Genomic DNA, 26,912 nt, shown 5'->3' with positions numbered 1-26,912 from the left:
TCGCCGAAGGTGTGCAGGCCGAACTCGACCGTACCGGCGGGCACGGAGTCGGCGCACTCGGTGGACGGATTGGGCCGCGGGGCGGCGAGCGCTGCAGGGTGCGCCGTGGAAGGTGCGGCAGGATGCGTGGCAGAGTGCACCGCGGGTTGGGCAGTAGGAGTGGTCGCGTGCTCGTGCGCCGGCGGTGGCTGGGGGCTGGGATTCTCGGTCACATCAGGGTGAACGCCGGACTCGACGCGATTCATTCCTTGAGATTTCAACGAACTCCGCCCTGGCCGCGGAAGCCCCGCACGTGAGTGGGGAGTGGTGGCGGTCCGGCACGGGATCGCCACCACAACTCCCCACTCGACGGCCGGGCGCAGGTCACGGCAGTGGGAAGGAGCCGGTGCCGAAGAGGATCCGCCGCGCCAGCGCCTGGCCCGGCGGCGTCCTCAAGACCGTGAAGGCACTCGAGGCGAGGGCCGGCGTGCGCAGTCCGTCCAGGCCCTTGCGCAGGAGCAGCCGCTTGCGGAATCGGGCCCGCAAGGCGTGGCCGTCATAGGCCTTCAGCTCGGCGGGGCGGCCCGACTGGAGGGCCGCGTCCAGGATCTCGGCGGCGTGCCCGGACAGCCGCAGGCACGGATCGAGCCCTCCGGCGGTGAGTGGGGACACCGCACCGGCGGCGTCGCCCACGAGCAGTCCGGCCGGGGAGGCGATCCGGGGCAGCACCCCGCCCACGGGGATTGGCCCGGCGCGCTTCTCCACCTGCTCCGGCCTCTCGACGCCCTCCAGCCCGGGCGCCCGCTCGCGGAAAGAGCGCAGGGCGCTGTACAGGCCTCGCGGGAAACGGTGGGCATGGCCGGCCGTGCCCACGTGGACGTGTTCGCCGTCCCGCAGCACCCACGCGAGGTAACCGGGGGCCAGCCTCGGATCGATGACGCAGTGGAAGGCGGGGTCCGAGCCGTCGGGGCGGTCGGCGAAGACCTCCTCGGCCCCCATCAGCAGGTGGCGATTGCGGCTCAGCCCCAGCTCCCGCGCCACCCTGGACCGAGCACCGTCAGCACCGACCACGAACCGGGCGCGGACCCGGATCGGACGCGCGACATCCTCCAGGAGGTACTCGCCCTCCCGCCGGCCGGTGAAACGCGTAGCCAGCCGCAGATCGACGCCGGCCCGCACGGCCTCACGGGCGGCCGTCACATAGAGCGGCCCCATGTCCCCGACCCGGTATTCGTCCCGATCACTGGTCAACTCCACCGGGCCCGTCAGCCCGGGCGGATAGAGCACCATGCGGCGGATGGCCGGCCCCAGATGTTCCTCGGGCAGTGCGAAGTCCTCGAGGGTCCGGCGCACGAAGATGCCGGTGGTCCGGACGGTGCCCGTCAGCGTGGGGCGGCGCTCCGCCAGCAGTACCTGATGACCGGCGCGCGCCAGCCGGGTGGCGCAGTGCAACCCTGCCAGGCCCGCCCCGACCACCAGGACGTCCACGTCCGCCGTCCGTTCACTCGCCACCATGGCCGCCCTCCCTGAGGTCCCTGGGGCGGCTGCGGCCTTCGCGCTCCCTGCGGTCTTCGCGGTCCCCACGATCGTGGTCATCCTCCGGAGCCTCCTGACCAGGATTCTCCCAGCGCAGGAGGTCACCGGGCTGGCAGTCCAGCACCCGGCACAAAGCGGCCAGCGTGGTGAAACGGACCGCCTTGGCCCGGCCGTTCTTCAACACGGCCAGGTTCGCCGGGGTGATCCCGACGGCCTCCGCCAGCTCGCCGGCCGACATCTTGCGACGTGCCATCATCACGTCCACGTCCACGACGATCGGCATCAGATCACGTCCGAGAGCTCGTCCTCGAGCCGCCTGGCCTGCGTGTCACGCTCCACGGCCTGGGCCAGCAGCCGCCGAGCGACGTTCACGGTCAGAGCCGCCGCGAACGCCAGCAGCGCGGCACCGCCGATCAGCAGGACCAGCCCCGGGGCGGCTGTTCCCTCACTCAGGACCACGCCGAGGATGACCAGGAGGACACCGCCGGCCGCCACGGCACCGGTGATGACGTCGACATACCGGAACGCGGAGCGGGAGAAGATCCGGCCGCGCAGCACCAGCGTCAACAGGCGCCAGATGCAGACCCCCACCACCTGGAGGCAGGCCACCCCCAGGGCCAGCGCAGCGATCAGGGGGGCGGCATAGGCCACCGAGACGCCGCCGAGGTCGATCCACAGCAGCGGCAGGATCACCGCCAGGACGACCAGGGAACCGGTGGCGGCCAGGATCAGCATGGTCCGCAGGATGACCACGAGAGACCGGGGAACGGGAGCGGGCATGACGAGCCTCCATCGATTGCGTTTCGATGCCAATCTATCGCTAAACGATAGATACGGCAATTGGCAGCTCGACGGTGAACACCGTGCGCCCCGGAGTCGACTCCACCGAGACGTCGCCGCCGTGGGCGTGCGCCACGGAGCGGACGATGGACAGCCCCAGCCCCGTGGACCCCTCCGTCCCGGTGCGGGCCGCGTCGCCGCGGACGAAGCGGTCGAACAGCCCGTGCTGCAGCCCCGGCTCGATGCCCGGCCCGTCGTCCTCGACGGTCAACACCGCGGACCCGCTGCCGGCCCCGCGCGTCCCGGCGCCGGCACCAGCCGCGTCCGGACCGGGCGGGACGCCGGCCCCCACCTCCGCGTCCAGTCGCACGGACACGGTGGTCCCGGCGGGGGTGTGCTTGCGCGCATTGGAGAGCAGGTTGGCCACCAGCTGTGCCAACTGGCGTCCGTCCCCTGCCACGAGCACCGCCGCGTCCGGCACGTCCACCTCCCAGTGGTGGTCCCGGCCGGCGGCGGTGGCGTCCATGACGGCGTCCACCACGACCTCGCCGAAGTCGACCTCGCCTCCCCCCTGTTCCTCGCGTCCATCCTGTCCGCCCTGGCCGGCATCCAGCCGCGCCAGCAGCAGCAGGTCCTCCACGAGTGATCCCATCCGGTCCGCCTGGGTGAGCACCCGTCCCACCGACTCCCTGCCGCGCTCGGTCAGCGGCTCGGTCAGACTCACCATCTCGGCATAGCCCCGCATGGCGGCCAACGGCGTACGCAGTTCGTGCGAGGCATCCGCCACGAAGGTCCGCAGCCGCCGCTCGGAGCGGTTGCGTTGCTCGAAAGCCCCGTCCACGGAGTCCACCAGCCGGTTCAGGGCATGTCCGACATCCCCCACCTCGTTCCCCGGTTGAGCCAGCTCAGGGGGGACCCGGTACCGCGCCAGGGAGACATCACCGGCGCCCATGGGCACCTCCGCCATGCGGACCGCCGCGTGGGAGACCTCCGCGAGCGGGCGCAGGGATCTCCGGATCCACCACCATCCGGCGACGCCGGCCACCACCAGGGCGGCCAGGGAACCGGCGACCTGGACCCAGGCGAGCGTCGCCTTGGTCCCATCCACCTCGGAGGTGGGCAAGCCCGCGAGCGCCACGGCCGGCGAGACCTGTCCGGCGCCAGAGACGGCCTCCACCGCCTGGGCCTTCACCAGGTAGCGGCCGGCTTCCAGGTCCACGGTCCGGGTCACACCCGCCACAGTGGCATCTGCGGCGCCGGCCTCCTCGACGGCGGCCGACAGGATCTGCACATCCGCGCCGGACAGCTCCACCGCCTGGCCGTCCGCATCCAGCCTGTCGGCGCTCAACACGGTGTCCCCGACCACCACGAGGGCCAGCATCCCCGCCGGTTGGCCCGGGGCTTCCAGCGGGGTGCGATCGAACTCATCACGGGGAGCGTCCCCCTCGTTCGGCTGTCCACCCGCGGGCCCCGAAGACATTCCCTCGGGACCGCCCAGGAACGTCAAGGACCGTTCCCAGGCCTGGTCCACCCGTTGTTCCAGTTGGGCATCCACCGCCCGCCCACTCAGCGCCAAGGTGATCACCGTGAAGGCCGCCAGCACGATGGCCAGCAGCACCACGACCCCGAGCATGGTCCGCAGCGCCAGGCTGACCCGGCGGCGGCTGGCTCCCGGACCGGCGGTCCCAGGCGAGGTCACCGTGGGAGGGGGCCGGCCGGCGTCGGACTCGGGCGGGGGGACGGACCTGGGGTCGGGTGTGACGGTCATTCAGGCTGGCCGGATCACGTAGCCGGCACCACGCACGGTGTGGATCATGGGGATGCGGCCCGCATCGATCCGCTTGCGCAGGTAGGAGATGTAGAGTTCCACGATGTTCCCCTGACCGCCGAAGTCGTAGTCCCACACGTGGTCCAGGATCTGAGCCTTGGACAACACGGCCCGCGGGTTCTCCATGAGGTACTGCAGCAGATTGAACTGGGTGGTGGTGAGCTCGATCGACTCACCACCCCGGCTGACCTCGCGGGTGCGGACGTTCAGGGTCAGGTCCCCGACCACGAGTTCGTCGGCGTCCAGTGCCATGACCCCGCTGCGCTGGACGAGCCGGTGCAGTCGGATCAGGACCTCTTCGAGCGAGAACGGCTTCGTGACGTAGTCGTCGCCGCCGGCCGCCAGCCCGCGGATCCGGTCATCCACGGAATCCCTGGCCGTGAGCATGAGTGCGGGGATCCCGGGGCGGAAGGAACGCACCTTGGCCAGCACCTCGATTCCGTCGAGTTCGGGCAGCATCCAATCCAGCACCAGCACGTCCGGGACGAACTCCCGAGCGGTCTCGACGGCGGCCCGGCCGGCATGCGCCACCCGCACCTCCCAGCCGCACAGGGAGAGCCCCATGGAGACCAGGTCCGCCAGCATCGGCTCGTCGTCCACCACGAGGGCACGCACCGGCGAGCCGTCCGGGTGCCCGAGTGGGGGCAGGACGTCACGCAGGGCGGCCATCGAGGTGGCCGGCGGTGGAGACGGGGAGCCGACCGGGGTTTCAGCGTTCATGGTTGCCATGGTTCCAGTTCAGCCCGTGATCCTGTCAGAGGCACCAGCCGACGCTGTGTTGAAGCTGTGAAGACTGTGCCGCGGACGCCGGCTCACCAGGCGGGCATCCCGCCCATGCCTCCGCCCGGGGCGCCGCCGGGACCGCCCATACCGGCCGAGTACTCGCCGGCCGTCACGGTCGTCAGTTCGGTGGCGCCGTCCACGCTCACGGCGTCATCCAGCGCCGGTCCCGACGTCAACCCGGCCCCTCCGAGCCCGTCCACTGCACTGTAGACGGTGTACTCGGCGCCGTCCTCGATGCCCTCGACCGACAGGACGAGGGAGGCGGCCTTCTTCGCCGTGGTGAAGCTCGCCACCACGGTGCCATCGGCATCGGCCACGAGCAACACGGTGCCCGCCTCCACGGTCTCAGGCAGGGAGACCTGGAGTCCGCCCTGAGTCGAGTCCCCGCCCAACCCCTGGGCCATGCCGTCACTACCGGCGGCCGCCAGGGATCCTCCGGTGACCGTGAAGGATCCTGCCACGTCGACCGCCCCGTTGCCATCGCCCTCCGGACCGTTGACCACCACGGTGCCGCCGGAGATCGCCGCGTCTCCATTCGAGTCCAGGCCATCGCCCTCTGCCGTGATCGTGAGGCCGCCTCCGGTGACCGTGATGCTCTGCCCGCCCTCACTCGCGGCCGCCCCGCCGGAGGCGTTGACGCCATCATCGGCGGCGGTCACGGTGGTCGATCCGCCGGTGATCTGCAGGTCGTAGGCCTCCAGCCCCTCGGTCGACTCCGTGACCGTGACGGTCCCCCCGGAGATGGCCAAAGTCGTCTCAGCTTTCACCCCGTCGTCACCGGCGGCCACCCGGAGGTCGCCTCCGTAGACGCTGAGCCAGCCACGTTCGGGATCCTCGTCGTCGGAGGACTTGACCCCGTCCTGGGCTGCGGTCACCTGGACCGTGCCGGACAGCAGCGCCACGTAGTCCTTGCCGACGATCCCATCGTCTGCGGCCCGCACGGTGATCGCGGCGCCGTCGATGACCAGCCCGTCGCTGCTGTGGATGGCGTCGAGGTATCGCCCCTCAACCGCCAGCGACCCGGATCCGGCGATCGTCAGGTCGGACGCTGAATACAGGGCCGCATCCGCGGCCTCGGTGGAGGTGTCGGCGTAGGCCGCGGCGTCCGTCAGGGTGTTCTCGCTGCCCTCGGCCAGCAACACGGTCACCTCGTCGGCGGAGTCGATGCGTAGTGCCGTTCCGTTCGGCGAGGCGATGTCAGCGCCGGCGAGGATGACCTGGACCGCATCCTCTTCCCCGGAGGCGACCACCACGGTCCCGTCGAAGGATCCGGACAGCCGATAGGTGCCGGAGCCGGAGATGGTCAGCACCGGTTCGCCGTCCTGCTCATTGACAGCGACGGTGTCCGCGTCCGCGCCGGTCACCGTCGCACCGGCGCCTTCCAAGGACACCTCGGTGAGGTCCTCCTCGGCGTAGTCAGTGTCATCGGCGTCGTAGTGCGTGGCCTCGGCGATCTCTTCGGTGAGGACCTGGCTGGACCAGCCGGCGGTGGTACCAGTCGCGGTGCCGGTGTCGGAATCGGCTCCCGTGGTCCCGCCGGCGGCATCGGGGGACCCCAGGGTGCCGGCAGTACCGCAACCGGTGAGCAGCAGGGCAGTGGCCAGGCTGAGAGCCGTCATCGGCACGGCCCAGGGGCGCTTCTTCGGGGAGGTCATGGTGGAACGAGGGGAGGTCATGGTGATCAGTCCTTGGTGGGGTCGAGGTGGTTCTGGGCGGTTGGTCGCGCCCGTGGAATCGGACCTTCAGGTCCGGGGAAACAGCAGTGTGCCGTCCCCCGGGGCCACGGCCGGTACCACGGGAAGGTCGCGGTGCAGGGTGCGGTGCCAACGGTGGTGCGGCAAATCCGGGTGCAGCAGGGCCTGCCCGGCGCAGTACTTGGAGACGGACACCGGTCGGATCCGCCGGCGCCACAGCCAGTGATCCACGGCGGTCGGGTGGCCGGCGGACTTGATCTCGACGATGAGCCGCTGGGACAGGCCCAAAGAACACGATTCGTCCGCTCCGCCGTCGTGGGCCAGGGCCCACTGGAGGTCACGGTCCAGGGTCATGCGGGCGCCCAGCCCGGGCAGCAGCACGGTGGTGCGCCGGTAGAACGTGCGCATGACCGGTCGCAAGGGGCCGGCGAGGGCCCGGCCGAGATGGGCGGCGACGAACCCCAGTCCTTCGCCGGTCAGCGCACCCTCCGGAGGGTCCCAGGGGATACGGTGCTTGACGGTCTGACCGGAGGCCGACTTCGTCTTCACCTCCAGGAACCGATCCCCGGTGTCCACGTAATGACGTGTCCGCACCTTGAAGCGGTGCCGATGCCGGCGTACGGCCAACCGGTAGGCAGCCAGCTCGGGGGTGTCGTAGTAGGTCGAGTCGTAGGGACTCGCGGTGGACCCGGCCACCTCGAGAACCCTGGCCCGCCCGACGCCGGCCGCACCCGTTCCAGTCCACGCCACCAGTTCGGTGGCCACCGGAAAGGGCACGATGTACTTGCGGTCGTGCCGGACCTGCAGGGCCGCCTGCCGGTTCAGGGACTCCAGACCGATGGTGGGCAGGGCCGCGACGACGGCCGACAACGGATCGGCCGGCGCCATCCCGCCGATCGGCGTGGTCTCGGCTCGGGTGGCACCGGTCATCCTGGCGCCCGTCGGCAGCATGCTCATGGGGTGCCCGCCAGAACCCCGCTGGGGGCCACGACCACCGGTGTGGAGCCGGCGTCGGGAACGTCAGAAGCCCGGCGCGCGGAGGTGCGGGGCACCCTATAGGTGACGTCCACGATGGTCAGGTCCCGGATCTGGTCGGTCTCCACGACAGTCATCCGCTGCACCGCCGCGCCCAGGAGCCCCCGCAAGTGGTCTGTGAGTTCGCCTTCCCGGGTGATCGCCCGGTCCACGACGATCCGCTGCCGGCGGGTGGCGCCCATGAAGCGGGGATGGTCCACGATCGCGAGCACCACCACGGGCAGGGCCATGAGCGACGCGGCCAGCCAGACCGGCTGCACCCCCAGGCCGGCGATCAGACCCAGGGCCAGGGAGGAGAAGAAATAGGCGACGTCATGCTGTTCCAGCTCCGTGGAGCGCAGCCGGATGATGGACAGCACTCCGAACAGTCCCATGCCGACTCCCAGTGAGGCGGTGGCGGAGACTCCGGCCAGGGCGGCCGCCACGGCGAGGACCCCCACATTGGCGCCCAGGAAGGACACCACCAGGTCCTTGCGTCCGTGGCGGCTGCGGTAGAGGCCGAGGACCAGCACGCCGATGGCGAGGAGGTCGGCCAGGACAAAGAGGAGAGACGTCATCGCGCTCCCTTTCCGTTCGAGGGGTGTTCAGGTGGAATTCACTGTCAGCTCGGACCCTGTGCCGGGCCTGTGCCGCCTGCCGGTTTCCGCTGTGCGTTCCGCTCGGCGATCGGGGGGACTGTCCTACCGGTCCTTGCGCGGTCTCTGGCAGAGGTGCACAGGGCAGACACAGCAAGAGCACACGTGGCACCGAGATGGCGGTGGTGATGTATGGACGAATCACCGACGACCCGATCCCCAGGAGCACGCCATGACCGGCACCGACCCCACCAGCCCCGACCGCACCGGACGGCCTTGCGGCGGACAGCCCGCAGACACACGGTCCTCCGGCCGGCCCCACCCCGAGACCGCCGCGTTGCCCACCCTGTCCGCCGCTCCTGTGCCAGGCACCGGGTCCGAGACACCAGCCGTCAACGATCCGGCGACCGGCCATCCGGACGCCGCCACGGGTGACCGGCCGCGCCGGATCCGGTGGTCGGTGGCGGCACTGGCCGTGGCCGGACTCATGGTGGCCGGGGGCGTCGGCGGCGTGGTGGCCGAGTCCGCCGGTGACGAGACCCCGGATGCCACCTCGTCAACGGTGTCCGCCGATGCTGCGGACCCGGCCTCCGGCACCTCTGCCCAGACCATCTCCGATCCGGTCACGTTGGCCGAGGCCTTGGACCGAGTCCACGACGGCATCTCCGTCCCGGCGGAGGGCAGCACCGAGGACGGCACGGACGTCAGTCCGGAGGGCACCGCGGGCAGCGGCGCGGAGATCCCCGCCGGGCCGAGCGGCGGATACTCCTTCGGCGGGCCCGAGGGCGCGAGACCCGGTGGTGCCGGCTCGGCCGACGAGTGGGGTACCGCCGGCACCGAGGTGGACGCCGGCGTCGAGGTCCCCGACGCGGACGGCATCCTGGAGATCAACACCGCCTCCGCCCTCGGGGAGGGCGCGGGCACCGGCATGGTGCTCAGTTCCGACGGCCTCGCCCTGACGAACTACCACGTGGTGGACGGCTCCTCCGAGGTGGAGGTGACTGTGGCGGACACGGGCCAGACCTACCTGGCCACGGTGGTCGGCCGGGACGCCACCCAGGACGTCGCCGTCCTGCAACTGCAGGAAGCCACCGGCCTGGAGACCATCAGCGTCGATGCCTCGGGGGTGGAGACCGGGGAATCGGTGGCTGCCATCGGCAACGGCTCCGGTCAGGGTTACCTGACCGCCGTGTCCGGCGGCGTCACGGCCGTGGACCAGTCGATCTCCGCCGCAAGCCTCGGGGACACCGAGGATCTGACCGGGCTCATCGAGACAGACGCGGACGTGGTCCCCGGCTACTCGGGCGGCCCCCTGGTGGACGGTGACGGCCAGGTGGTGGGCATGAGCACCGCGGCCTCCACCGGTCAGACATCCGAGCAGGTCAACGGTTACGCGATCGACATCATCGAGGCCCTGGACATCGCGGATCAGATCGTGGCCGGCACCGAGTCGGACACCGTGCAGGTCGGCTCCTCCGGCGCCCTGGGAGTGACGATCACGGATGCCGCTCCGTCCGGCGCGGGGCTCGTGGACGTGTCCGCGGGTTCGGCCGCCGAGAACGCGGGCATGGAAGCCGGTGATGTCCTCACGGCCGCGGACGGCACGGAGGTCACGAATGCCGCAGACCTGTCAGACCTCATTCAGTCGCTGGACCCGGGCGACGCGGTGAACCTGGAGTGGACGGACACCGACGGCACAGCACACTCAGCCACCGTGGAACTCGGGGCGAGCACGGTGAACTGAGGTTCCAGCAGGCGCTCTCGCGGCCGCCGGCGGCCTGTGGGGGCGTGCGGCGTCCCGTACGCCAGGCCTACGGTGGGCTCATGAAAAACCCCTCTGTCTCCACCGCGACCGTCGTGGCCTTCACGGATGTGATGTGCGGCTGGTCGACCATCGCCTTCCACCGTTTCTACCGGGCGCGTAGCGCCGCAGGCCTGGATGGCCGCGTGTTCCTCGACCCCCAACTGTTTCTCCTCGAGGACGTGAACCAGATGGCCCTGAACACCAAGATCATCGAGGGTGAGAAGCCGGTGGTCGGGGCATTGGCCGAGGAACTCGAGTTCAAGCCGTGGCAGCGGGACCCCTCTGAATACCCGGTCACCAGCCTGCCGGCCAACGAGGCGGTTCACGCCGTCAAGGAACAGTCCCCCATGGCTGCCGAACAACTCGACATGGCACTGCGCCTCGGGTTCTGGCGGGACAGCCGGTGCATCAGCATGCGACACGAGATCCTGGATATCGCCGACAGCTGCCCCGACGTGGACGTCGACCAGTTGCGGGCGGCCCTGGATGACGGCCGGGCCCGCGGACCGATGATGCGCACCTACCTCGACCGCCGGGACGCCGTTCAGGGCAGCCCACACTTCTTCCTGCCCGACGGCAGTGACGTGCACAATCCCGGTATCGAGATGCACCAGGTCGCCGAGCCGGGGGCCGGGTTCCTCGTGGTCGATGCGGACAACCCGTCCGTCTACGACGACCTGGTGCGGAGGGCGGCGGAGTCCATCCACGCCAGCTGAAACACGCCGACCGGGGTAGGAGACCGCGCGTGAGCTCATGCATGCCGCATTAGGCCTCCGCCAGCACCCCGCGCAACGTGGGCCGGGAGGCGGTGACGCCCAGCCAGACGAGCACCACACCGAGCACCAGCACGGCGGCCACGAGGCCCATGGACAGGGGGCTGAAGACCACGGCGGCGCCGATCACGGGCAGGGTCGTCACCACGGCGGCCACCAGGGTGAACACCAGCACGATCCACAGGGGCCCCATCACCGACCGCCGGCGGATGGCCTCCATGCTCGACTCGGTCATGCCGAGCCGGCCCAGCCCCCGGTACATGTCCGCGCGGTCGAGCACCTGCGCGGCCTGCGTGATGCCCACGGAGCAGGCGGTCAGCACGAAGGCGATGAGCATGGTCAACAGCACCCCGGTGCGCAGGTCCGCCACGAGGACCAGATCCTCGGCCCGCATCCCGTCGGCCGAGAGGCTGTCCGCCAGCCCCATGCCCGCTCCACCGACCACGCCGATGTACACGGTCACGGCCAGCCCGCCGATCTGCCGCCAGGCCTGCTGGGGGGACTCGAGCACGTTGCGGGCCGCCACGAGCTTCTCTGCGGTGTCCGCGCGGCGCCACGTCCGCCGCGTCACCACGCCCACCAGCCAAGGACCGATGAAGTGCAGGGCAATCATCGGCAGGCTGAAGCCGACCAGCATGATGATCAGCAGCACCATCATGCTCGCCGCCCCGAAGGCGTTGAGCACCACCTGGGCCAGCGCCAGGCCCGCCACGGCCAGCACCACGCGGACCCAGTGGACCTTCGAGGCCTCCTGGCGGGTACGCACCCCCAGCGGAGTGATCTCGATGCGGCGCAGCCCAGCCATCGAGCTCGCGGCGGCCATCACCAGGAGGGCGCCGAGCACGGCGAAGAGCCAACCGGTGCCGAGCCACATCCCTTCCAGCCCGATCGGACGCCCGGCAAACGGGATCAGACCCACGAGGGGCATGAACACGAGGTAGCCGACCACCCCGAGCAGCAGCCCGGTCGCGGCCAGCACCACGGACTCGACGACGGCCAGTGTGCGCACCGTGCCCGTACCGGCACCCAGCAGGCGCAGGGAGGACAGGCGTTCGTCCCGGCGCCGGGCGAGCAGCTTCGCCGCGGACCCGGCGAGTCCGGCCATCGGGAACACGAGCAGCATCAGCGCGAAGACGGAGAGCATCAGATAGAAACCGGCCAGGTCTCCCTTGATCGTCCAGAACGAGGCGGCGCCTCCGGCCACGAGCAAGGCCAGCGTGCCGACGATCGCAAACGCGGTGACCGGTAGCCCCCAGACCTGGCGGTCGGAGAACAGCTTGCCCAGGAAGAGCTTCAGCACGGCGGCGGTTCCACGGGACGTCCCGCGGCCCGCGGTCGACGGCGGCCGGCTGGGGACCGCGGCGAGGCGACCGGCGGGCGTCGCGCCCGGCTGTTCCTGTCCTCCCAGCGCAGTGGAACCCACGCGGGTTCCGGAAGGGGTGTGCGGGGCGGTGGTCATCGGGCGGCCTCCGTCTGGTGGGTCGCCGTGCCTGCCGAATCGACCGGAGTGCCGGGGCCGGACGCACCGGCGGCCGAGTCGGCCACGATCCGCCCGTCCTGCACACGCACGAGTCGGGAGCAGCGGTCGGCGGTGGCCTGATCGTGCGTGACCATGACGAGGGTGCGGCCGCGGCCGACGGTGGAGTCGAGCAGGGCTCCGAGGACGGAGGCGGAGGTGGCGGAGTCGAGGGCGCCGGTGGGTTCGTCGGCGAAGACGACCTGCGGATCGGCCACCTGGGCGCGGGCAATGGCCACCCGCTGGGCCTGGCCACCGGAGAGTTCGCCGAGGCGGCGGGTCTGCATGCCGTCCAGGCCGAGGGCGGCCAGCCATTGGGCCGCGTGGGCTTCAGCGGCGGGGCGGGGCACCCCGGAGAGCAGCAGGGGCAGGGCCACGTTCTCCTGCGCGGTCAACTCCGGCAGCAGCAGCCCGTCCTGGAACACGAACCCGAGCCGCTCGCGGCGGAGCCGGGCTCGGGCCTCCTCGTTCAGGGTGGTGATCTCGGTCGGCTCGGTGCCGGGCGCGGTGAACAGCACCGAGCCGGCGTCGGGCAACAGGATGCCCGAGAGCACGTGCATCAGCGTGGTCTTGCCGGAGCCGGAGGGGCCCATGATGGCCACGGACTCCCCGGCGTGCACGGTCAGGTCCACGCCGTCGAGGGCGCGGGTGGGCCCGTAGGCTTTGGTCAGGCTGCGGGCGGCGAGCAGGGGCGAGGGTCGATTCATCATGTCTCCACTGTCCCGCCGGACACCATCTGCCGGCATCGGACCAGGCTCCGAACCTGGGCCGCTACGGGTCCACCTGTGGGATGACCTCGAGAGCCACCCCGATGGCCACCACCATGTCGGAACTGTTCCGCGCCAACACCCCTCCTGACGAGTCAGGGTCCGCCGTCACCGGACCCCGGTGACACGTTCTGCCGCCACCGTGGTGAGGATGCCCCGGTGGTCCGTTCCGGGAAAGTCCAGCCGTTCGTAGTCCAGCGGCACCAACCCCCTCAGCAGGACATGGTCGATGGCCGTGAAGGGCGGCACCCACGTCCCCACCGGCCAGGTGGGTCCCGGCAGCGGTCCGGCGTCCGCCGCGGCGGACGTGAACCCGTCAGCCAGGCCCCGGAACTGCGGGTGGGCAAGGCTTGCGTTGAAGTCCCCGGCCAGGATCAGGGGCAGATCAGCATGGGCGGCCTGCCAGCCGTCCAGCCCGCGGAGCGTGTCGTCCCACGAGGGGACGAAGTCGTCTCCGATCGGCGGCACGGGATGGATGCCCACCACCCGCACGTCACCCAGCTGCGGATGCTCGACCACCGCCACGGGTTGTTCGAAGTGACGGTGGGTGGCGAAGCGCGGCAGGACGCCCTCGGACCGCAGAGGGTGAGCGGACAGGATCACCGCACCGCCCGCCGTGCCTCCCTGGGGTTCCTCCGGGATCGTCTCGGTGCGGTACGGCAGACCGTCCAGAGCCCCTCGTTCCTGCAGGGCCGTGACCAGGTCCTCGTCAGCCTCCACCAAGACCAGCACGTCGACTCCGCCGACCCCGCTGGACCCGTGGGCATCGCGGGTGCCGCCGGCCCCACCCGCTCCCACCGCCGCGGCCAGGGCGTCGGCGTCCACGCCCGCATATTCGGCATTGAGGCTCAGCACGGTCAGCGCGCCCGCCTCGGCCTCGGTGCCACGCTCGACGCCGGCGCCCACGCCGGCCCCGAGCGGTTCGAGGGGCACCAACGTCGGCAACAGCCCCATGACCGCCCCGGCGGCCAGCACGCCGGCCGCCCACCACTGACGGAACACCAGCACCAGGAGGGCGCTCAGCCCGGCCACCACACTCAGGACGGGCACGAGCGACTGCACGGCCGGCATGATCCATGGCCGGGTGATCGCCGGATGGGGCAGCACCGCCAGGAGGACCGCCAGCACCACGCAGGTGACCAGGACCGCCCGGCGGAGGCGCCGTCGTCGGGAACCATGCGGTCCTGCCACCAGGGGATCTCCTCTCACCGCCGGATCCGTACTCCTGCGGGCACCGGGCACCCGCATCCGGGTACATCAGGCATCCTAGAGGGATGGATGAAGCGCTTCCCGTCACAGACCCCCTGGCCCTGGAAAGCCAGATCTGTTTCGCGCTGTCAGTGGCGTCTCGGGGCGTGATCGCCGCCTACCGGCCCGTGCTCGAGCCGTTGAAGCTGACCCACCCGCAATACCTCGTGATGCTGGCCCTCTGGCAGCACGCACCCCTGTCCCTCAAGGATCTGGCGGGGTTGCTGCACATGGAGCCGGCCACCCTGTCCCCCCTGACCAAGCGCCTGGAGGCGCTGGGCTACGTCCAGCGGGCCAAGAATCCCGACGACGGCCGCGGCCTCGCCCTGTCTCTCACCGAACAGGGCCGCGCGTTGCGCCAGCGGGCCGAACGCGTGCCGGTGGAGATGATGCGGCGGCTGCAGATGGATGAGGCCGAGCTGAAGGACCTGCACCGGCTCATGACGACCCTGATGCAGCGCGTCCACCCGTGATCAGGCCGCCCAGGGTTCACGGCCCGGCGGCGGTTCAGAGGCCGGTGAACGCCAGCAACTCGGCCGGGGGCTGTTGACTGGTCCGCCGATAGCCCTCCAGGAGTTTCACGGCACGTTCCTTCTGGAGCTGCTTGCGGGGGTCCAGTGTGCCCTGGCGGCTGGCTGGGCCGAACGTGCAGGAGGCGATGTAGATGAACCGCCACTGGAACCGGAACCAGGACCCCAGGCCGGTCTTGTCCTTCACTACTGAGTAGGCCTTCTGGCGGGCGGTCCGGTTCGGCTGGTGCTGTGGGCTCTGCTCGGTCATCAGGTTCCCCTCGGGTCGGAGTCCACCACGGCTACGGCGGTCGGGGCCAGTCTATTTTAGTTAGGGCGCTAACTGAAATCTGGTTCAGGTCGGGTCACCGGTCTCGTTCGGCCGCATGACCGGAGGCTCCTCGCCGTCCTCCAGCATGAAATACCGATAGCCCTCCTGGAAGGGTTTCGGCGGCTGACCGTGGTGTCCGTGGCCGGCGGCGTCCCAGGACTCCGTCACCCCGTCCTCCCCGGCAGCCCGGCGGATCGCCGGCGGCGGCTCCTCCCCCTGGGCCCGGTAGGCGGCGGCCACGCGCTGGGCCCGCTCCACCCGCAGCGCCTCCCGTGGGTTTAGTCCCGCCTGCCGGCTCGCTGGGCCGTAGACGTCATTGGCCGCATAGCGGATCCGCCACAGCAGGCGGTACCCGCGGGACAACCCGGTCTTGTCCTTCTCCAGCAGGTGGATCTTCTCATTCTCGTGGATCTGTTCGTCTCGCATGGCGTTCCTCCAAGGGACTGCCGATGCCGGAGCACCGGCGCACTCCCAGCGTAGGACTGCCCTGACGGAAGGTGAACGGCTGGCGTGCCGGCGCCGCGCGGGCACGCCCGCAAGGGCCGGTGAGACGCGTTGCCCCGAGGAGGTGCTCAGAGAGGGAAGTGCTCAGAGGGGCTTGGTGGCCCAATGGATCGCGAGCGTGCCGAACAGGTGGGTCTCGTGGCCCACGTTCTCGAAGCCGGCGTCCTCCAGCAGTGCCTGGATCTGGGCAGGGGTCTTGAAGCCGCGGCTGGTGGCGGAGAGGTACTCGTAGGCATCCGGGGTGCGGGTGATCAGACGTGAGATCTGCGGCACCACGTACTTGATGTACACCGTGGAGAAGGGCTTGATGATGTTGTCCGGCGCGGGGGAGGTCTCCAGGGCGACCATGCGGCCGCCGGGCTTGAGCACTCGGAACTGCTCGGCCAGCGCGGTGGCGATGTCCGCCACATTGCGCAGCAGGTAGCCGTGGGTGACGGCGTCGAACGTGTTGTCCTCGAACGGCAGGTCCATGGCATCGGCGTCGACCCAGTTGATCTGCCCGCCACCCGGCCGGCTCCGGCCGACCTCCATCATCTCGGGTGCGAAGTCGGCGCCGGTGACCTGGGCGCCGTAGCGCGAGCGCACGACTTCCAGGGCGATGTCCCCGGTGCCGGTGGCCAGGTCCAGGACCACCGGGCGGTCCGGCAGCTCGGCCCTCTCCACGGTCCGGCGGACGAACCGGGGCTCCTGTCCCCACGTCATCACGAGGTTCATCAGGTCATACCGGCCGGCGATGCCGTCGAACATCGAGGCCACCTTCGTCCCATGGTCCGCTGGCCCCACGACCGCCTCCGTCGCATCGTCCGGCGCAGACCGGTCGGGCTGTGGGTTCTCTGAGGCTGGCTGGCGTGTGCTCACCCGCTCCACGGTAGCCGGTTCCCGGCGAGAACCCCGATCGGCGAACCCGTCCCGCCGGGCGACGGCCGGCCGACAGCCGGCCCCACCGGACCCATGGGCCCGCCGCTTGACGTCACGGGTGGTCGGCACATGGCGGGCGGCACTGACGGAGGCCTAGGGTGATGCCGTGACAAGCAAGCCGGCGAGCAACTCCCAGAGAATCGGCTGGGACCTGCCCCGCGAACAGCAGGAGGCCTTGCGCAAGGCGGTGCGCCTGGAGTGGCTCAGCCTGGGCATCACGGCCTGCACGATCACCCTGGTCGCCTTGGTGCTGGGGAACTCCCAGGCCATGAAGACGGCCTGGTTCGAGGACATGCTCTCCACGATCCCGCAGATCTCCTTCCTGGTCTCACTGCTCGCCATCCGCCGGTTCCGCCAGAACACCAAACGCCCCTACGGGGTCCACCGCGCCGCCGGCATCGGCCACCTCGTCTCCTCCGTGGCGTTGACCCTCGTCGGCGGATTCCTGGGCTACGAGGCCGTCAGCGGGCTGGTGACCGCAGAGCACCCCACGGTCGGCACGGTGCAGCTGTTCGGCAACACCGTCTGGCTCGGCTGGATCATGATGGGCGTGATGGCGGTCATCGCACTGCCGCCGGTCTTCCTGGCCCGCGCCAAGCTGAAGGTCGCACCGGTCCTCAATGACAAGGTGCTCTTTTCCGACGCGAACATGAACAAGGCCGACTGGCTCACCAACGCCGCGTCCATCGTCGGCGTGGCCGGAATCGGCCTCGGCCTGTGGTGGATGGACTACGCGGCCGCCTTCGTCATCTCGATGGACATCCTCAAGGATGGTGTCCAGCACCTGCGGGCAGCGGTCCTGGATCTGATCGACAGGCGGGCCACCACGCCGGACAACAAGGATCCGCATCCGGCCATCGCTGACGCCGTCGAGGCCGTGCAGGCCTTGCCGTGGGTGGACCAGGCCGGTTGCCGCGTGCGGGACCTCGGCCGGCGATTGCACCTCGAGGCCTTCGTGGTCCCCCGATCCGGTCAGGTCAGCCTGGACCAGATCGAGGAGGCGGAGGCGGCCTGCCGGTCAGTGGACTGGATGGTCTGGGACGTAGTCGTGATGCCGGTGCCGCGGCTGCCGGACTTCGTCCAGCCGGAGGCCGGCTGACCCTCCGCCGTCCCGCCTCAACGTCGCGTGCCCAGCGACTGCACCGGAAACCTGGGAGGGTTCGCACATCCGGTACGGTCGCTGGGCACGTCCACCGTTGACCCAACTGCAGTGTGCTGCCACCCCGCACGGCGGCTGCACATGTTGTTAGGCTAGGCTAACCTCCAGCAATTAGGCAACACCCTTGTTTGCCAATGATTCGAAAGGCCGCCTCGTGTCCCCAGCATCTCCCACCCCCACCGTCAGTGCTCCCGTCACCCGCCGGACCACCCGCCGTCGGGCCCTGTCCCTGGGTTCCCTGGCACTGAGCGCCGCCCTGCTCGCCGGCTGTTCCACCGGCCCCGCCGGCGGTTCGGACTCCGAGGCTTCCGGCTCCACCGATGCGGCCGCGACGTCGGACGCCACCTTCCCCCGGACGGTAGAGCACGTCTACGGCGAGACCGAGATCCCGGCCCAGCCCGAGCGGGTGGCCACCGTGTCCTGGGTGAACCAGGACGTCGCGCTGGCCCTGGGCGTGGTGCCCGTCGGCGTGGCGGCCACCGAATACGGCGGCAACGCCCAGCAGTCCACGGATTGGTTCGACGCGGCCTTGGAGGAAGCCGGCGGAGAGGCACCCGAGCAGTACTCCGAGGCCGACGGCATCAACTTCGAGGCCCTGGCCGCCACCGAGCCGGACGTCATCCTCGCCGCCTACTCCGGCATCACGCAGGAGGAGTATGACAAGCTCTCCGAGATCGCGCCCGTGGTGGCCTACCCGGAGGATGCCGCGGCGTTCACCACCGCCTGGCAGGATTCCACGCGGCTGATCGGGGAGGCTCTCGGCAAGGAGGACCAGGCCGAAGAGGTCATCGCGGACGTGGAGGGACAGGTCGACCAGGCCGCGGAGGACCACCCCGCCCTGGCCGGCACCACCTTCCTGACGGGAACGGTCGACCCGGCCGCCGCCGATCAGATCTACCTGTTCACCGCCGCGGACAACCGGCCGAAGTTCCTGAGCTCGCTCGGCATGGAGCTGGCCCCCGTTCTCGCGGACAACGAGGAGGCCCAGGACGCCTTCTACCTGACCTGGTCCCCCGAGCGGGCGGACGAGCTCGACTCGGACATCTTCGTCACCTCGGCCACGGATGAGTCGGTGACCGAGGCCATCGCCGCCGACCCGCTGCTGTCCAAGATCCCGGCCGTGCAGGAGGAGACGCTCGTGGTGCAGACCGACGAGCAGGAGGTCCTGTCCACCTCGGCCGCCTCGCCGTTGTCCATCCCGTGGGCCCTGGAGAACATGGTCCCGGACCTCGCCGCCGCGGCCGAGCAGGCCGACAGCACGGAATAGCCTGGACCGGCCCCCTGAACACCGCCCGATGACAGAAAGCGCATGAGACCCTCCCTCCAGCGCCCCTCCACGGAGCAACCGCCCTCCGGCGCCAGCACCCCTGGCCCCCCGGAGCGGCGGTCCGCGCCCGGTGCACGACGCCGGCCGGACGCCGCTTCGCGTTTCCACGCACTGCCGTTCCTCGCCCTCCCGGCGCTGGTGCTGGTGGTCGCCTGCCTGGCCGCGCTGGCCTTCGGGGCGCGCCACGTGGACCCGGGCACCACCCTGGAGGCGCTCGGCGCGTTCCTCACCGGCCGAGGTGACGCCGCGGCGGCGGACATCGACTCCGCGGCGGCCCTGTCCCGCATCCCGCGCACCCTCACCGCGGTCCTCGTGGGAGCGGCCCTGGCCGTGTCCGGGGTAGCCCTGCAGGGAGCCACCCGCAATCCACTGGGTGACGCGGGCCTGCTGGGCCTGACCGCCGGGGCCTCCCTGGCGGTGGCGCTGGGCCTGGGCCTCGGCATCTCGGCCGGCCTGGCAGGGGTGATGGTGCTGGCGATCCTCGGCACGCTCGTGGCCGCCGCGGTGGTCTATACCGTGGCCTCGGCCGCCTCCCGGCTGGGGGGCGGCACGGGCGGCGCCCCCGGACCACTGTCCCTCGTGCTGGCCGGGGCCGCCGTCACCGCGGGCTGCACCGCCGTCACCAGCGCCCTGTTGATCCTCTCCCCCGCGGTGCTGGAACGCTTCCGCTTCTGGACCGTCGGCTCCGTCGCCCGGTCCTCCCTGGACGACGCCGCCTGGCTGGCGCCCGTGATCGCCCTGGGCGTCCTGATGGTCTTCGTGGCCGCCCCCGGGCTGGATACGCTGGCCCTCGGCGACGAGCTGGCCCACGGGCTCGGTTCCCGTCCCGAGCGCCTGCGCATGGTCCTGCTCGGTGCCACCGTGCTGCTGACCGCGGCCGCGACCGCCCTGGCCGGGCCCGTGGTGTTCGTGGGCCTGCTGGTGCCGCATGCCCTGCGCCGGTTCCGCCCGGCCTCCACCCGCGTGCTGGTGCTGGGCTGCGCCCTGTGGGGAGCCGTCCTGCTCGTCCTCGCCGACCTCGCCGGGCGGCTCGTGGTGGCGCCCCAGGAGATCCACGTGGGCGTGACCACGGTGGTCATCGGCGTGCCCGTGCTGCTGCTGTTGCTGCGCCGGAAGGCGGTGTCACTATGAGCGCGCCCTCCCTCGAGACCACGGCCGCCGCTCCCGCCCCAAAAGCCGCAGCCGGACCCTCCCCGGCCGCGGTGGCCGCGGTGCGGTCCCTGCATTCCCGGGCCCGACGCCGGCTGCTCACCGCCACGCTCGGCCTCGCCGCGGCCCTGGTGCTGATGATGGGGGTCCGGGTGCTGCTGGGCCACTACACCGTCACCATTCCCGACTTCTTCGCCATCCTCGGCGGGGAGACCATCCCCGGCGCCTCCTTCATCGTGATGCAGGAGAAGCTGCCCCGGGCCGTGGCCGGGGCCCTGGCCGGGGCGGCGTTCGGCGCCGCCGGCGCCCTGTTCCGGCGCACGCTGCGCAACCCGCTGGCCAGCCCGGACATCATCGGTGTGACCCAGGGCGCCGCCGTCGCCGCCGTGACCGTGCTCGCCTTCGGCGGGGTGCGCGGGACGGGCATGGCCGCCGCCGCCCTGATCGGCGGCCTGGTGGCGATCGCCATCGTCCTCGGGTTCTCGATGGCCGGGCGCTCCTCGGCCGGTAGCGGCTCCGGCGGGTTGGCCGGCTCCCTGGGCGGGGCCACCTTCATCGTGGCCGGCATCGCCGTGGCCTCCCTGTGCCAGGCCATCCTGTCCGGGGCGATGCTGGCCCTGTCCCAGCACGACCTGCAGGCCGCGGCCGTGTGGACGGCCGGCTCCCTCAACGCGGTGACGTGGGAGCGGATCACCCTGCTGGCCGTCATCATGATCGTGCTGGTGCCCCTCGCCGGCCTCCTGCACGCGCGGCTGGCCCCGGCCGACCTGGGCGGCGAGCTGGCCCACGGCGTGGGCTCCCGGCCCGGCCGGACGGGCCTCTGGTCCCTCGTGATCGGCGCCCTGCTGGCGGCGGCGGCGACGGCGGCCACCGGCCCGCTCGCCTTCGTCGCCCTGCTCTCCACTCCCCTGGCCCGGGGTCTCACCGGCGGACGGCCCTCGCTGCCGGCGGCGGCCCTGTGCGGCGCGGTGATCGTGGTGGTCGCGGACTTCGCGGCCGCCGAGGCCTTCGGCGGGGTCCGCTTGCCGACCGGCGTGCTCACCGGAGCGGCCGGGGCGCCGCTGATGCTGTGGCTCCTGATTCGAAGCGGACGGAAGGCGTGAGATGACAGTAGAAGCGGCGATCCGCTTGCGCGGCGCGACCCTGGCCTATGGCCCGCACACCGTGGTGGGTCCGGAGAGGCCCGTGGACCTGGACGTGCCGGCCGGCCGGACCACGGCCATCATCGGCGCCAACGGCTGCGGCAAGTCGACCCTCCTGAAGGGGTTGACCCGGCAGCTGCCCCTGGTGAGCGGATCCCTCGAGGTCCTCGGCCGGGACGTGGAGGGGTGGAATCCCCGCAGCTACGCCCGCACCGTGGCGTTGCTGCCCCAGTCCCCCGTGGTGCCGGAGGGCATGACGGTGGAGCAACTCGTGGATCGCGGCCGCCACCCGCACCGCGGTTGGTTCGGCGCCCGGACGGCCCAGGACACCGAGGCAATCGCCCAGGCCCTCGAGCTCGCCGACCTGGTGGGCCTGGCCGGCCGAGACGTGGCCGAGCTCTCCGGCGGTCAGCGCCAGCGGGCCTGGCTGGCCCTGGTGCTGGCCCAGCAGACCCCCGTGGTGCTCCTCGATGAGCCCACCTCCTACCTGGACTTGTCCCATCAGGTCGAGTTGCTGGACCTGGTGCGGGACCTGCCGGACCCCACGTCAGCCAGTACAGGCGGTGCGGGCGGTGCGGGCGAGCGGCCCCGTGCCACCGTGGTCGCCGTGCTGCATGAGTTGAACCTCGCCGCCCGGTCCGCGGACCACATCATCGCCATGGCCCACGGCCAGGTCGTGGCCGAGGGGACACCGGCGGAGGTCCTGACCCCGGCGAACCTGGAGGGCATCTACGGGCTGGACGCCGACGTCGTGAAGGATCCGTTGCTGGGCCACCCGGTGGTGCTGCCGCGGACCGCGGCGAACCGCGCCGCGGCCGAGAAGCGGGGAACCGGGACCGCGCTGCTTCCCTGACGGCCCGCACGGCAGCGGACCGCAGGTTCCCAGCGACCATCATGACCCGAGCCTCGTCAACGCTGAGATGATGGTGCCGTGACTCCGGTACCCGACTTCTCCCTGAAGCAGGCACAGGCCGGCCACCTGGTGCGGCTGGTTCCGGCCGGGCGGGAGCATGCCGCGGTGATCCACCCCCTGTTGGCGGATGCCGAGGTGTCCCGGCTGACCGGGACGGTGCACTCCTCCACCGGCCTGGCGCAGCCGAAGTCCGGAGATGGCCGGGCTGCAGCGGACCCCGGAGGGCAGGCGCCCTGGTCGGTGGACGAGCTCGCCGAGATCTACGGGCGCTGGTCCGTAGCGGAGGACCGGATCGTGTGGGCCATCGAGGAGGTGGCCACCGGCCGGATCGTCGGGGAGTCCGTGCTCAACGACCTCGATGGAGGCAACCTCTCCTGCGGCTTCCGGATCTGGATCTCCGGCGCCCGGGACCGCGGCCTCGGCAGCGAGGCGGTGGAGCTGACCCTGCGGCATGCCTTCGAGGACCAAGGACTGCACCGGGTGTCGCTGGAGGTCTACGCCTTCAATCCGCGGGCCCGCCATGTCTACGAGAAGGCCGGCTTCAGCCTGGAGGGCACCCTGCGCGGCGCCCTGCTCTTCGACGGCGGCTGGGTGGATGCACACGTGATGGGGATTCTGGCCGATCAATGGAACGCCCGGCGGGGAGGGATTCCCACCGACCCGCCTCCTGCCGGACCATAGCTCCATGGCACACGGAGACATCACCCACGTCGACATCCCGGTCACCGATCATCAGCGCGCCACCGAGTTCTACGGCTCGGTCTTCGGCTGGAAGATCGAGACCTACCCCGGTTTCGAGGACTACCCCATGTGGCGGGCCCCCAACGAGGTCAGCGGCGGCGGCCTGGCCCCGCGCAGCGAGGGCTTCACCCAGCCTCGATCCACCGTGGAGGTCGACTCGATCGACGAGACCCTGGCCACGGTGACTGCCCTGGGCGGCACCGTGATCGCCCCGAGGTCCCCGATCACCGAGACCAGCTGGTGGGCGGTGTTCCGGGATCTGGACGGCAACGAGATCGGACTCTACGAGGGCGTCACGGACACCTCAGCCGGCTGAGACGGCCGGAACAGCTGAGACGGCTGAGACGCCCGGGTTCACCGGCGGAGTGATTGCGCCTCCAGCCGAACGCGCTGGCGCGCCCTCCGGGTGCAGTGCAACAGTGGCCACGGAAGCACTGATCGAACGGAAGGACCAGATCCATGGCGAATTACCTGATCATCGGCGGACACGGCAAGGTGGGCCTGCGCACCGCTCCCCTGCTGGCACAGGAGGGGCACACCGTCACCTCGGTCATCCGCGATCCGGAGCAGACGGCGGAGATCGAGGCCGCCGGCGCGAAGGCCCTGGTGCTGGACATCGAGACCGCCTCACAGGATGAGCTCGCCCGCGCCTTCGAGGGCCAGGACGCCATCGTCTGGTCCGCCGGCGCCGGTGGCGGCAATCCGGAGCGCACCTACGCCGTGGACCGTGACGCCGCGATCCGCTCCATGGACGCCGCCCTCCAGGCCGGCGTGAAGCGCTACGTCATGGTGTCCTACCTGGGCGCCACCACCCAGCACGGCATCGCCGAGGACAGCCCGTTCTTCCCCTATGCCGAGTCCAAGGCCGCCGCGGACGAGTACCTGCGCAACTCCGGGCTGGACTGGACCATCCTGGGCCCGGGAACGCTCACCCTGGACGAGCCCACCGGCATGATCGCCGTCGGCAGCAGCACCGCGGACGGCGCCCACCGGGACACCTCGCGCGGGAACGTGGCCCAGGCCATCCGGGTCGCCCTGGCCACCCAGGTCTCCATCGGCCAGCAGATCGAATTCGTGGACGGCGAGGAGCCCGTCACCGCCGCCTTCTCCCAGCTCTGACGGGCTGATTCTGGCTCTCTGAGAGGAGAGCCTCGAACCCGGGCACGACGCGCGGGCCGGCTCCTGCCAGCGCAGGTCCGGCCCGCGCGTCGCGCTTCGGCCGACCGGAAGCCGGAAGCCTAGCGGAACAGGCTGATGAGGATGCCGCCCACGGCCACCATGCCGGCGATGACCACGAAGACGTTCGACGCCTTGCCGCGGAACCGAGCCAATGCCGGCACCTTGTGGATGGCGTACATCGGCATGAGGTAGAGCACGGCGGCGATCACGGGGCCGGCCAGTGACTCGATCAGCGCCAGGATGCTCGGATTGAGCACGCCGGCCAGCCACGTGGTGACGATGAGGAAGATGCTCACGCCGATCGTGATGCCGCGGTCGCTCAGGCGCTTCTGCCGGGGGTCGACCATGGTGCGCACGATCGCCGTGGCCCCCTCGGCGGCACCGAGCCAGTGACCGAAGAAGGACGAGGCGATCGCCGCGATGGCCACGGCGGGGCCGAGCCACGCGATGAGGGGCAGGCCCATCACGTTGGCCAGGTGGGAGAGCACCGGCAGGTTGGCATCCTTGGCCTCCTGCAGCCCCTCGGGGCCGAGGGCCAGCACACAGGACCAGACGAAACCCATGGTGAAGACGACCAGCAGGACCGCGGTGATCCGAAGGATGGAGGACGCCTTCTCCACGGATCCGGCACCGTAGCGCTCGCGCAGGGACACCGAGAACTGGGAGATGGCCGGGGAGTGGTTGAACGCGAAGACCAGCACCGGGATCATCAGCCAGAGGGACATCGCGAAGTCGCCGGGGGCGGGCAGCGCGCCGAAACCGTCGAAGGACCATTCAGGGATCAACAACAGGGTGACCACGAAGAGCACGGCGATCAACGGGTAGACCAGCCACTGGGTGACCGCGAGCATGACCTTCTTGCCGGCGACCATGACGGCCGACATCGTCAGGACCAGCACGCCGGACAGCAGCCATCGCGGCCAGGGGTCCAGGCCGAGCTGGTTCACCATGAGGCTCTCCACCGTGTTGGTGATACCCACCCCGTAGATCAGCACGATCGGGTAGATCGCCAGGAAGTACAGGACGGTGACCACGCGGCCGGCGGTCTCGCCGAAGTACTCGCGGACCACGCCGGTGATGTTCTGGTTCGGGTTCGGCGAGGCACACACCATGCGGGACAGCGCTCGGTGGGAGAAGTAGGTCATCGGCCAGATCAGTACGGTGGCGATGAGCAGCGGCCACAGCCCGCCCAGGCCGGCGTTGATCGGCAGGAACAGGATGCCGGCACCCACGGCCGTGCCGAACAGGCCGATCGTCCAGCTCGTGTCGAACCGGTTCCACCGGGGCACTGGGGCCGGAGCCGCCGCCGTGGTGGACGCCTGACCTCCGGGCGGCTCGGGGGCCTGGTCTGCACGCGGCTTCGGCAGGGATCCTGGCGTTGCCTCGGTTGCTGACTCGGGGGAAGGGCGTGAAGTCATGCACATGCTCCTGGTTTGGCGCGTCGCGATCGGCTGCGCTGGGTGACCGCCCGGGGTTCAGCGGCTCTCGGCTGGCCCCCGCCGTCCACCTGGTGCGGTGGCAGAAAGGGCCCGATAGAGTGTAAGCCCGCTCACAGGCTGGCGCGAATCGAGCGGATCTCGACCGGCAGGAGGAGAAGGTCATGCCCGAATATCTGCTGTCTGTGTGGCACTCGCCCGGCGTCCAGCACCGGGAGACGGGGCCCTATGCGTCGGAAGAGGAGATGCAGGCGGCGTTCCAGGCCGTCGGCGAGTTCAATGAGGCACTGCGGGCCGAGGGCGCCTGGGTGTACGCCGGTGGCCTCGTCGCCCCGGAGGAGTCCGTGGTGGTGGACGGCACCCGTGGTGCCGAGCCGGTCATCACGGACGGCCCCTTCACCCACGCCCAGCAGCATCTGGGCGGGTTCTGGGTGGTGGACGCCGCCGGACCGGAGCAGGCCGAGGACCTGGCCGCCCGCGCGTCGAAGGCCTGCGGCACGAAGGTGGAGCTCAGACCGTTCCAGGCCTGATTCCCGCCGCCCGCACCCTCAGCCGGTCGAGGGCCCACATCAGTGCGGCCAGCACGAAGAAGAATGCCAGGATCGCCACCACGTAGACCGCCACCCCCTCGTACCCCATGCGCGGCACATCGAGGATGCTGTACGGATACCAGTCGAGCACCGGCCCCCGCGCCAGGGTGAACGCCAGCCAGGCGAGCGGGATGATGGCCGCCAGGCCGATCCGCTTCCACGTGACGTGGCCACGGGGATCGAACACCAACCACACCAGTGGCGTCAGGATCGGCGTGATGATGTGCTGGATCGTGTCGTTCAGATGCTCCACCGGAGTCCCCGGCGGCGCACCCCGCAGCAGCACGTTGAACACCACGCCGGTGATGACGATGCAGACCACCCCGGCGATCCGCAGCGCGTGGAACAGGGTGGAGGTCCGGTCCGGGCGGACGGCCAGCAGCAGCGAGGTCAGTCCGACGAGGAAATTGGACAGGAACGTGAAGTAGCTCGGTTGATTGACCAGGTGCTCCCACCCACCGGCGAAGCCACCGGAGAAGCCCGCGTCCGCCGGCAGATCCGAATCCTTCCAGGACCCGATGTGGAACGAGAGCGCGTTGCCGGTGAAGGAGAGCAGCGCCGCGAGGGCGAACACCACCCGCCCGACGCCGGCCCACCAGCCGGGTGCCCCGGCTGCCTGCCCGGGCGGCACGGTGCGGAGGGCCACGGCCGTCAGTCCTGGTGCAGGCAGAGGATGTTGCCCACGGTGTCATTGAT

Annotated in this window: 27 protein-coding genes and 1 pseudogene; 12 read left to right on the top strand and 16 right to left on the bottom strand. The window is 70.8% G+C overall.

What is annotated here, in order from left to right:
- Nucleotides 1–363: 363 nt before the first annotated feature.
- The 8 genes and pseudogenes from RUH65_RS08845 to RUH65_RS08810 all read right to left on the bottom strand — a co-directional run bounded on the left by RUH65_RS08845 (nucleotide 364) and on the right by RUH65_RS08810 (nucleotide 8,192).
- Nucleotides 364–1,494, bottom strand: a complete 1,131-nt coding sequence (locus RUH65_RS08845) for an NAD(P)/FAD-dependent oxidoreductase (RefSeq protein WP_313817000.1) — start codon at nucleotides 1,492–1,494, stop codon at nucleotides 364–366.
- A gap of 106 nt (nucleotides 1,495–1,600) precedes the next feature.
- Nucleotides 1,601–1,798: pseudogene (locus RUH65_RS08840) on the bottom strand (helix-turn-helix domain-containing protein); the annotation flags it as partial.
- Complete coding sequence (locus RUH65_RS08835; RefSeq protein WP_313816999.1) at nucleotides 1,798–2,295, bottom strand: DUF2975 domain-containing protein; 498 nt, start codon at nucleotides 2,293–2,295, stop codon at nucleotides 1,798–1,800. The gene RUH65_RS08835 and the pseudogene RUH65_RS08840, both read right to left, overlap by 1 nt.
- Before the next feature lie 40 nt (nucleotides 2,296–2,335).
- Nucleotides 2,336–3,994: a HAMP domain-containing sensor histidine kinase gene (locus RUH65_RS08830; RefSeq protein ID WP_313816998.1), complete on the bottom strand. Its 1,659-nt coding sequence runs from the start codon at nucleotides 3,992–3,994 to the stop codon at nucleotides 2,336–2,338.
- Nucleotides 3,995–4,063: 69 nt separating this feature from the next.
- Complete coding sequence (locus RUH65_RS08825) at nucleotides 4,064–4,792, bottom strand: response regulator transcription factor (protein WP_313817001.1); 729 nt, start codon at nucleotides 4,790–4,792, stop codon at nucleotides 4,064–4,066.
- Between the two features lie 143 nt (nucleotides 4,793–4,935).
- The gene (locus RUH65_RS08820) at nucleotides 4,936–6,582 is read right to left on the bottom strand and encodes a carbohydrate-binding domain-containing protein (protein ID WP_313816997.1); all 1,647 of its coding nucleotides are present in this window, start codon (nucleotides 6,580–6,582) and stop codon (nucleotides 4,936–4,938) included.
- A 66-nt stretch (nucleotides 6,583–6,648) separates the two neighbouring features.
- Entirely contained in the window at nucleotides 6,649–7,557 is a 909-nt protein-coding gene (locus RUH65_RS08815) for a polyphosphate polymerase domain-containing protein (RefSeq protein ID WP_313816996.1), read from the bottom strand.
- Nucleotides 7,554–8,192 (bottom strand): DUF4956 domain-containing protein, encoded by a 639-nt coding sequence (locus RUH65_RS08810; RefSeq protein WP_313816995.1) that lies wholly within the window; start codon nucleotides 8,190–8,192, stop codon nucleotides 7,554–7,556. Before RUH65_RS08810 ends, RUH65_RS08815 begins: the two co-directional genes overlap by 4 nt.
- Before the next feature lie 250 nt (nucleotides 8,193–8,442).
- Between RUH65_RS08810 and RUH65_RS08805 the strand changes: the two genes are divergently transcribed.
- Nucleotides 8,443–9,954, top strand: a complete 1,512-nt coding sequence (locus RUH65_RS08805; RefSeq protein ID WP_313816994.1) for a trypsin-like peptidase domain-containing protein — start codon at nucleotides 8,443–8,445, stop codon at nucleotides 9,952–9,954.
- Nucleotides 9,955–10,034: 80 nt separating this feature from the next.
- Nucleotides 10,035–10,730: a DsbA family protein gene (locus tag RUH65_RS08800; protein WP_313816993.1), complete on the top strand. Its 696-nt coding sequence runs from the start codon at nucleotides 10,035–10,037 to the stop codon at nucleotides 10,728–10,730.
- A gap of 49 nt (nucleotides 10,731–10,779) precedes the next feature.
- On the opposite strand, the gene RUH65_RS08795 is transcribed toward RUH65_RS08800, so the two are convergent.
- From RUH65_RS08795 to RUH65_RS08785, 3 genes are all read right to left on the bottom strand, one after another.
- Nucleotides 10,780–12,246, bottom strand: a complete 1,467-nt coding sequence (locus RUH65_RS08795; RefSeq protein ID WP_313816992.1) for a permease — start codon at nucleotides 12,244–12,246, stop codon at nucleotides 10,780–10,782.
- Nucleotides 12,243–13,013 carry an ABC transporter ATP-binding protein gene (locus tag RUH65_RS08790; RefSeq protein ID WP_313816991.1) on the bottom strand — a complete coding sequence of 257 codons (771 nt, stop codon included), beginning with the start codon at nucleotides 13,011–13,013 and terminating at the stop codon, nucleotides 12,243–12,245. Before RUH65_RS08790 ends, RUH65_RS08795 begins: the two co-directional genes overlap by 4 nt.
- A gap of 165 nt (nucleotides 13,014–13,178) precedes the next feature.
- Nucleotides 13,179–14,261 (bottom strand): endonuclease/exonuclease/phosphatase family protein, encoded by a 1,083-nt coding sequence (locus tag RUH65_RS08785; RefSeq protein WP_313816990.1) that lies wholly within the window; start codon nucleotides 14,259–14,261, stop codon nucleotides 13,179–13,181.
- Between the two features lie 83 nt (nucleotides 14,262–14,344).
- Here RUH65_RS08785 and RUH65_RS08780 point away from each other — a divergent pair, with 83 nt between their 5' ends.
- Complete coding sequence (locus RUH65_RS08780) at nucleotides 14,345–14,791, top strand: MarR family transcriptional regulator (RefSeq protein WP_313816989.1); 447 nt, start codon at nucleotides 14,345–14,347, stop codon at nucleotides 14,789–14,791.
- A 34-nt stretch (nucleotides 14,792–14,825) separates the two neighbouring features.
- Here RUH65_RS08780 and RUH65_RS08775 read toward each other — a convergent pair whose 3' ends face one another.
- The 3 genes from RUH65_RS08775 to RUH65_RS08765 form a co-directional block, all read right to left on the bottom strand.
- The gene (locus RUH65_RS08775; protein WP_313816988.1) at nucleotides 14,826–15,098 is read right to left on the bottom strand and encodes a hypothetical protein; all 273 of its coding nucleotides are present in this window, start codon (nucleotides 15,096–15,098) and stop codon (nucleotides 14,826–14,828) included.
- Between the two features lie 84 nt (nucleotides 15,099–15,182).
- Nucleotides 15,183–15,584 (bottom strand): hypothetical protein, encoded by a 402-nt coding sequence (locus tag RUH65_RS08770; protein WP_313816987.1) that lies wholly within the window; start codon nucleotides 15,582–15,584, stop codon nucleotides 15,183–15,185.
- Nucleotides 15,585–15,746: 162 nt separating this feature from the next.
- On the bottom strand, nucleotides 15,747–16,445 hold the full coding sequence (locus RUH65_RS08765) for a ubiquinone/menaquinone biosynthesis methyltransferase (protein ID WP_313816986.1): 699 nt from the start codon (nucleotides 16,443–16,445) through the stop codon (nucleotides 15,747–15,749).
- A 241-nt stretch (nucleotides 16,446–16,686) separates the two neighbouring features.
- On the opposite strand from RUH65_RS08765, the gene RUH65_RS08760 reads away from it, so the two are divergent.
- The 8 genes from RUH65_RS08760 to RUH65_RS08725 all read left to right on the top strand — a co-directional run bounded on the left by RUH65_RS08760 (nucleotide 16,687) and on the right by RUH65_RS08725 (nucleotide 24,130).
- Entirely contained in the window at nucleotides 16,687–17,679 is a 993-nt protein-coding gene (locus tag RUH65_RS08760) for a cation transporter (protein ID WP_313816985.1), read from the top strand.
- A 214-nt stretch (nucleotides 17,680–17,893) separates the two neighbouring features.
- Entirely contained in the window at nucleotides 17,894–19,006 is a 1,113-nt protein-coding gene (locus RUH65_RS08755) for an iron-siderophore ABC transporter substrate-binding protein (protein ID WP_313816984.1), read from the top strand.
- Nucleotides 19,007–19,048: 42 nt separating this feature from the next.
- Nucleotides 19,049–20,197 carry an iron ABC transporter permease gene (locus RUH65_RS08750; RefSeq protein WP_313816983.1) on the top strand — a complete coding sequence of 383 codons (1,149 nt, stop codon included), beginning with the start codon at nucleotides 19,049–19,051 and terminating at the stop codon, nucleotides 20,195–20,197.
- Nucleotides 20,194–21,318: an iron chelate uptake ABC transporter family permease subunit gene (locus RUH65_RS08745; RefSeq protein WP_313816982.1), complete on the top strand. Its 1,125-nt coding sequence runs from the start codon at nucleotides 20,194–20,196 to the stop codon at nucleotides 21,316–21,318. The genes RUH65_RS08750 and RUH65_RS08745 overlap by 4 nt, the downstream gene beginning before the upstream one ends.
- 1 nt (nucleotide 21,319) lies before the next feature.
- Nucleotides 21,320–22,210 (top strand): ABC transporter ATP-binding protein, encoded by an 891-nt coding sequence (locus RUH65_RS08740; RefSeq protein ID WP_313816981.1) that lies wholly within the window; start codon nucleotides 21,320–21,322, stop codon nucleotides 22,208–22,210.
- Between the two features lie 78 nt (nucleotides 22,211–22,288).
- The gene (locus tag RUH65_RS08735; protein ID WP_313816980.1) at nucleotides 22,289–22,951 is read left to right on the top strand and encodes a GNAT family protein; all 663 of its coding nucleotides are present in this window, start codon (nucleotides 22,289–22,291) and stop codon (nucleotides 22,949–22,951) included.
- 4 nt (nucleotides 22,952–22,955) lie between these two features.
- A complete protein-coding gene (locus RUH65_RS08730; RefSeq protein WP_159553602.1) occupies nucleotides 22,956–23,327 on the top strand; it encodes a VOC family protein in 372 nt (123 codons plus the stop codon).
- 143 nt (nucleotides 23,328–23,470) lie between these two features.
- Complete coding sequence (locus RUH65_RS08725; protein WP_313816979.1) at nucleotides 23,471–24,130, top strand: SDR family oxidoreductase; 660 nt, start codon at nucleotides 23,471–23,473, stop codon at nucleotides 24,128–24,130.
- Between the two features lie 119 nt (nucleotides 24,131–24,249).
- Here RUH65_RS08725 and RUH65_RS08720 read toward each other — a convergent pair whose 3' ends face one another.
- Nucleotides 24,250–25,608 carry an aromatic amino acid transport family protein gene (locus RUH65_RS08720; RefSeq protein WP_313816978.1) on the bottom strand — a complete coding sequence of 453 codons (1,359 nt, stop codon included), beginning with the start codon at nucleotides 25,606–25,608 and terminating at the stop codon, nucleotides 24,250–24,252.
- A 182-nt stretch (nucleotides 25,609–25,790) separates the two neighbouring features.
- Between RUH65_RS08720 and RUH65_RS08715 the strand changes: the two genes are divergently transcribed.
- Entirely contained in the window at nucleotides 25,791–26,156 is a 366-nt protein-coding gene (locus tag RUH65_RS08715) for a YciI family protein (RefSeq protein ID WP_313816977.1), read from the top strand.
- On the opposite strand, the gene RUH65_RS08710 is transcribed toward RUH65_RS08715, so the two are convergent.
- Nucleotides 26,137–26,862: a Pr6Pr family membrane protein gene (locus RUH65_RS08710; protein WP_313816976.1), complete on the bottom strand. Its 726-nt coding sequence runs from the start codon at nucleotides 26,860–26,862 to the stop codon at nucleotides 26,137–26,139. The genes RUH65_RS08715 and RUH65_RS08710 overlap by 20 nt on opposite strands.
- Nucleotides 26,863–26,912 lie beyond the last annotated feature (50 nt).

The organism is Citricoccus sp., from assembly GCF_032154715.1.
Taxonomy (GTDB): domain Bacteria; phylum Actinomycetota; class Actinomycetes; order Actinomycetales; family Micrococcaceae; genus Citricoccus.
The sequence above is the reverse complement of the archived record's forward strand: the minus strand, read 5'-3'. Positions and strand labels throughout refer to the sequence as shown.

Excerpts from the sequence above, each read along its gene's own strand:
- RUH65_RS08730 (WP_159553602.1), top strand. The coding sequence starts at position 22,956 with ATGGCACACGGAGACATCACCCACGTCGACATCCCGGTCACCGATCAT.
- RUH65_RS08715 (WP_313816977.1), top strand. The coding sequence starts at position 25,791 with ATGCCCGAATATCTGCTGTCTGTGTGGCACTCGCCCGGCGTCCAGCAC.
- RUH65_RS08805 (WP_313816994.1), top strand. The coding sequence starts at position 8,443 with ATGACCGGCACCGACCCCACCAGCCCCGACCGCACCGGACGGCCTTGC.
- RUH65_RS08820 (WP_313816997.1), bottom strand. The coding sequence starts at position 6,582 with ATGACCTCCCCTCGTTCCACCATGACCTCCCCGAAGAAGCGCCCCTGG.
- RUH65_RS08825 (WP_313817001.1), bottom strand. The coding sequence starts at position 4,792 with ATGGCCGCCCTGCGTGACGTCCTGCCCCCACTCGGGCACCCGGACGGC.
- RUH65_RS08725 (WP_313816979.1), top strand. The coding sequence starts at position 23,471 with ATGGCGAATTACCTGATCATCGGCGGACACGGCAAGGTGGGCCTGCGC.
- RUH65_RS08810 (WP_313816995.1), bottom strand. The coding sequence starts at position 8,192 with ATGACGTCTCTCCTCTTTGTCCTGGCCGACCTCCTCGCCATCGGCGTG.
- RUH65_RS08815 (WP_313816996.1), bottom strand. The coding sequence starts at position 7,557 with ATGAGCATGCTGCCGACGGGCGCCAGGATGACCGGTGCCACCCGAGCC.
- RUH65_RS08835 (WP_313816999.1), bottom strand. The coding sequence starts at position 2,295 with ATGCCCGCTCCCGTTCCCCGGTCTCTCGTGGTCATCCTGCGGACCATG.
- RUH65_RS08770 (WP_313816987.1), bottom strand. The coding sequence starts at position 15,584 with ATGCGAGACGAACAGATCCACGAGAATGAGAAGATCCACCTGCTGGAG.
- RUH65_RS08740 (WP_313816981.1), top strand. The coding sequence starts at position 21,320 with ATGACAGTAGAAGCGGCGATCCGCTTGCGCGGCGCGACCCTGGCCTAT.
- RUH65_RS08775 (WP_313816988.1), bottom strand. The coding sequence starts at position 15,098 with ATGACCGAGCAGAGCCCACAGCACCAGCCGAACCGGACCGCCCGCCAG.
- RUH65_RS08795 (WP_313816992.1), bottom strand. The coding sequence starts at position 12,246 with ATGACCACCGCCCCGCACACCCCTTCCGGAACCCGCGTGGGTTCCACT.
- RUH65_RS08800 (WP_313816993.1), top strand. The coding sequence starts at position 10,035 with ATGAAAAACCCCTCTGTCTCCACCGCGACCGTCGTGGCCTTCACGGAT.
- RUH65_RS08750 (WP_313816983.1), top strand. The coding sequence starts at position 19,049 with ATGAGACCCTCCCTCCAGCGCCCCTCCACGGAGCAACCGCCCTCCGGC.
- RUH65_RS08720 (WP_313816978.1), bottom strand. The coding sequence starts at position 25,608 with ATGACTTCACGCCCTTCCCCCGAGTCAGCAACCGAGGCAACGCCAGGA.
- RUH65_RS08780 (WP_313816989.1), top strand. The coding sequence starts at position 14,345 with ATGGATGAAGCGCTTCCCGTCACAGACCCCCTGGCCCTGGAAAGCCAG.
- RUH65_RS08790 (WP_313816991.1), bottom strand. The coding sequence starts at position 13,013 with ATGATGAATCGACCCTCGCCCCTGCTCGCCGCCCGCAGCCTGACCAAA.
- RUH65_RS08845 (WP_313817000.1), bottom strand. The coding sequence starts at position 1,494 with ATGGTGGCGAGTGAACGGACGGCGGACGTGGACGTCCTGGTGGTCGGG.
- RUH65_RS08745 (WP_313816982.1), top strand. The coding sequence starts at position 20,194 with ATGAGCGCGCCCTCCCTCGAGACCACGGCCGCCGCTCCCGCCCCAAAA.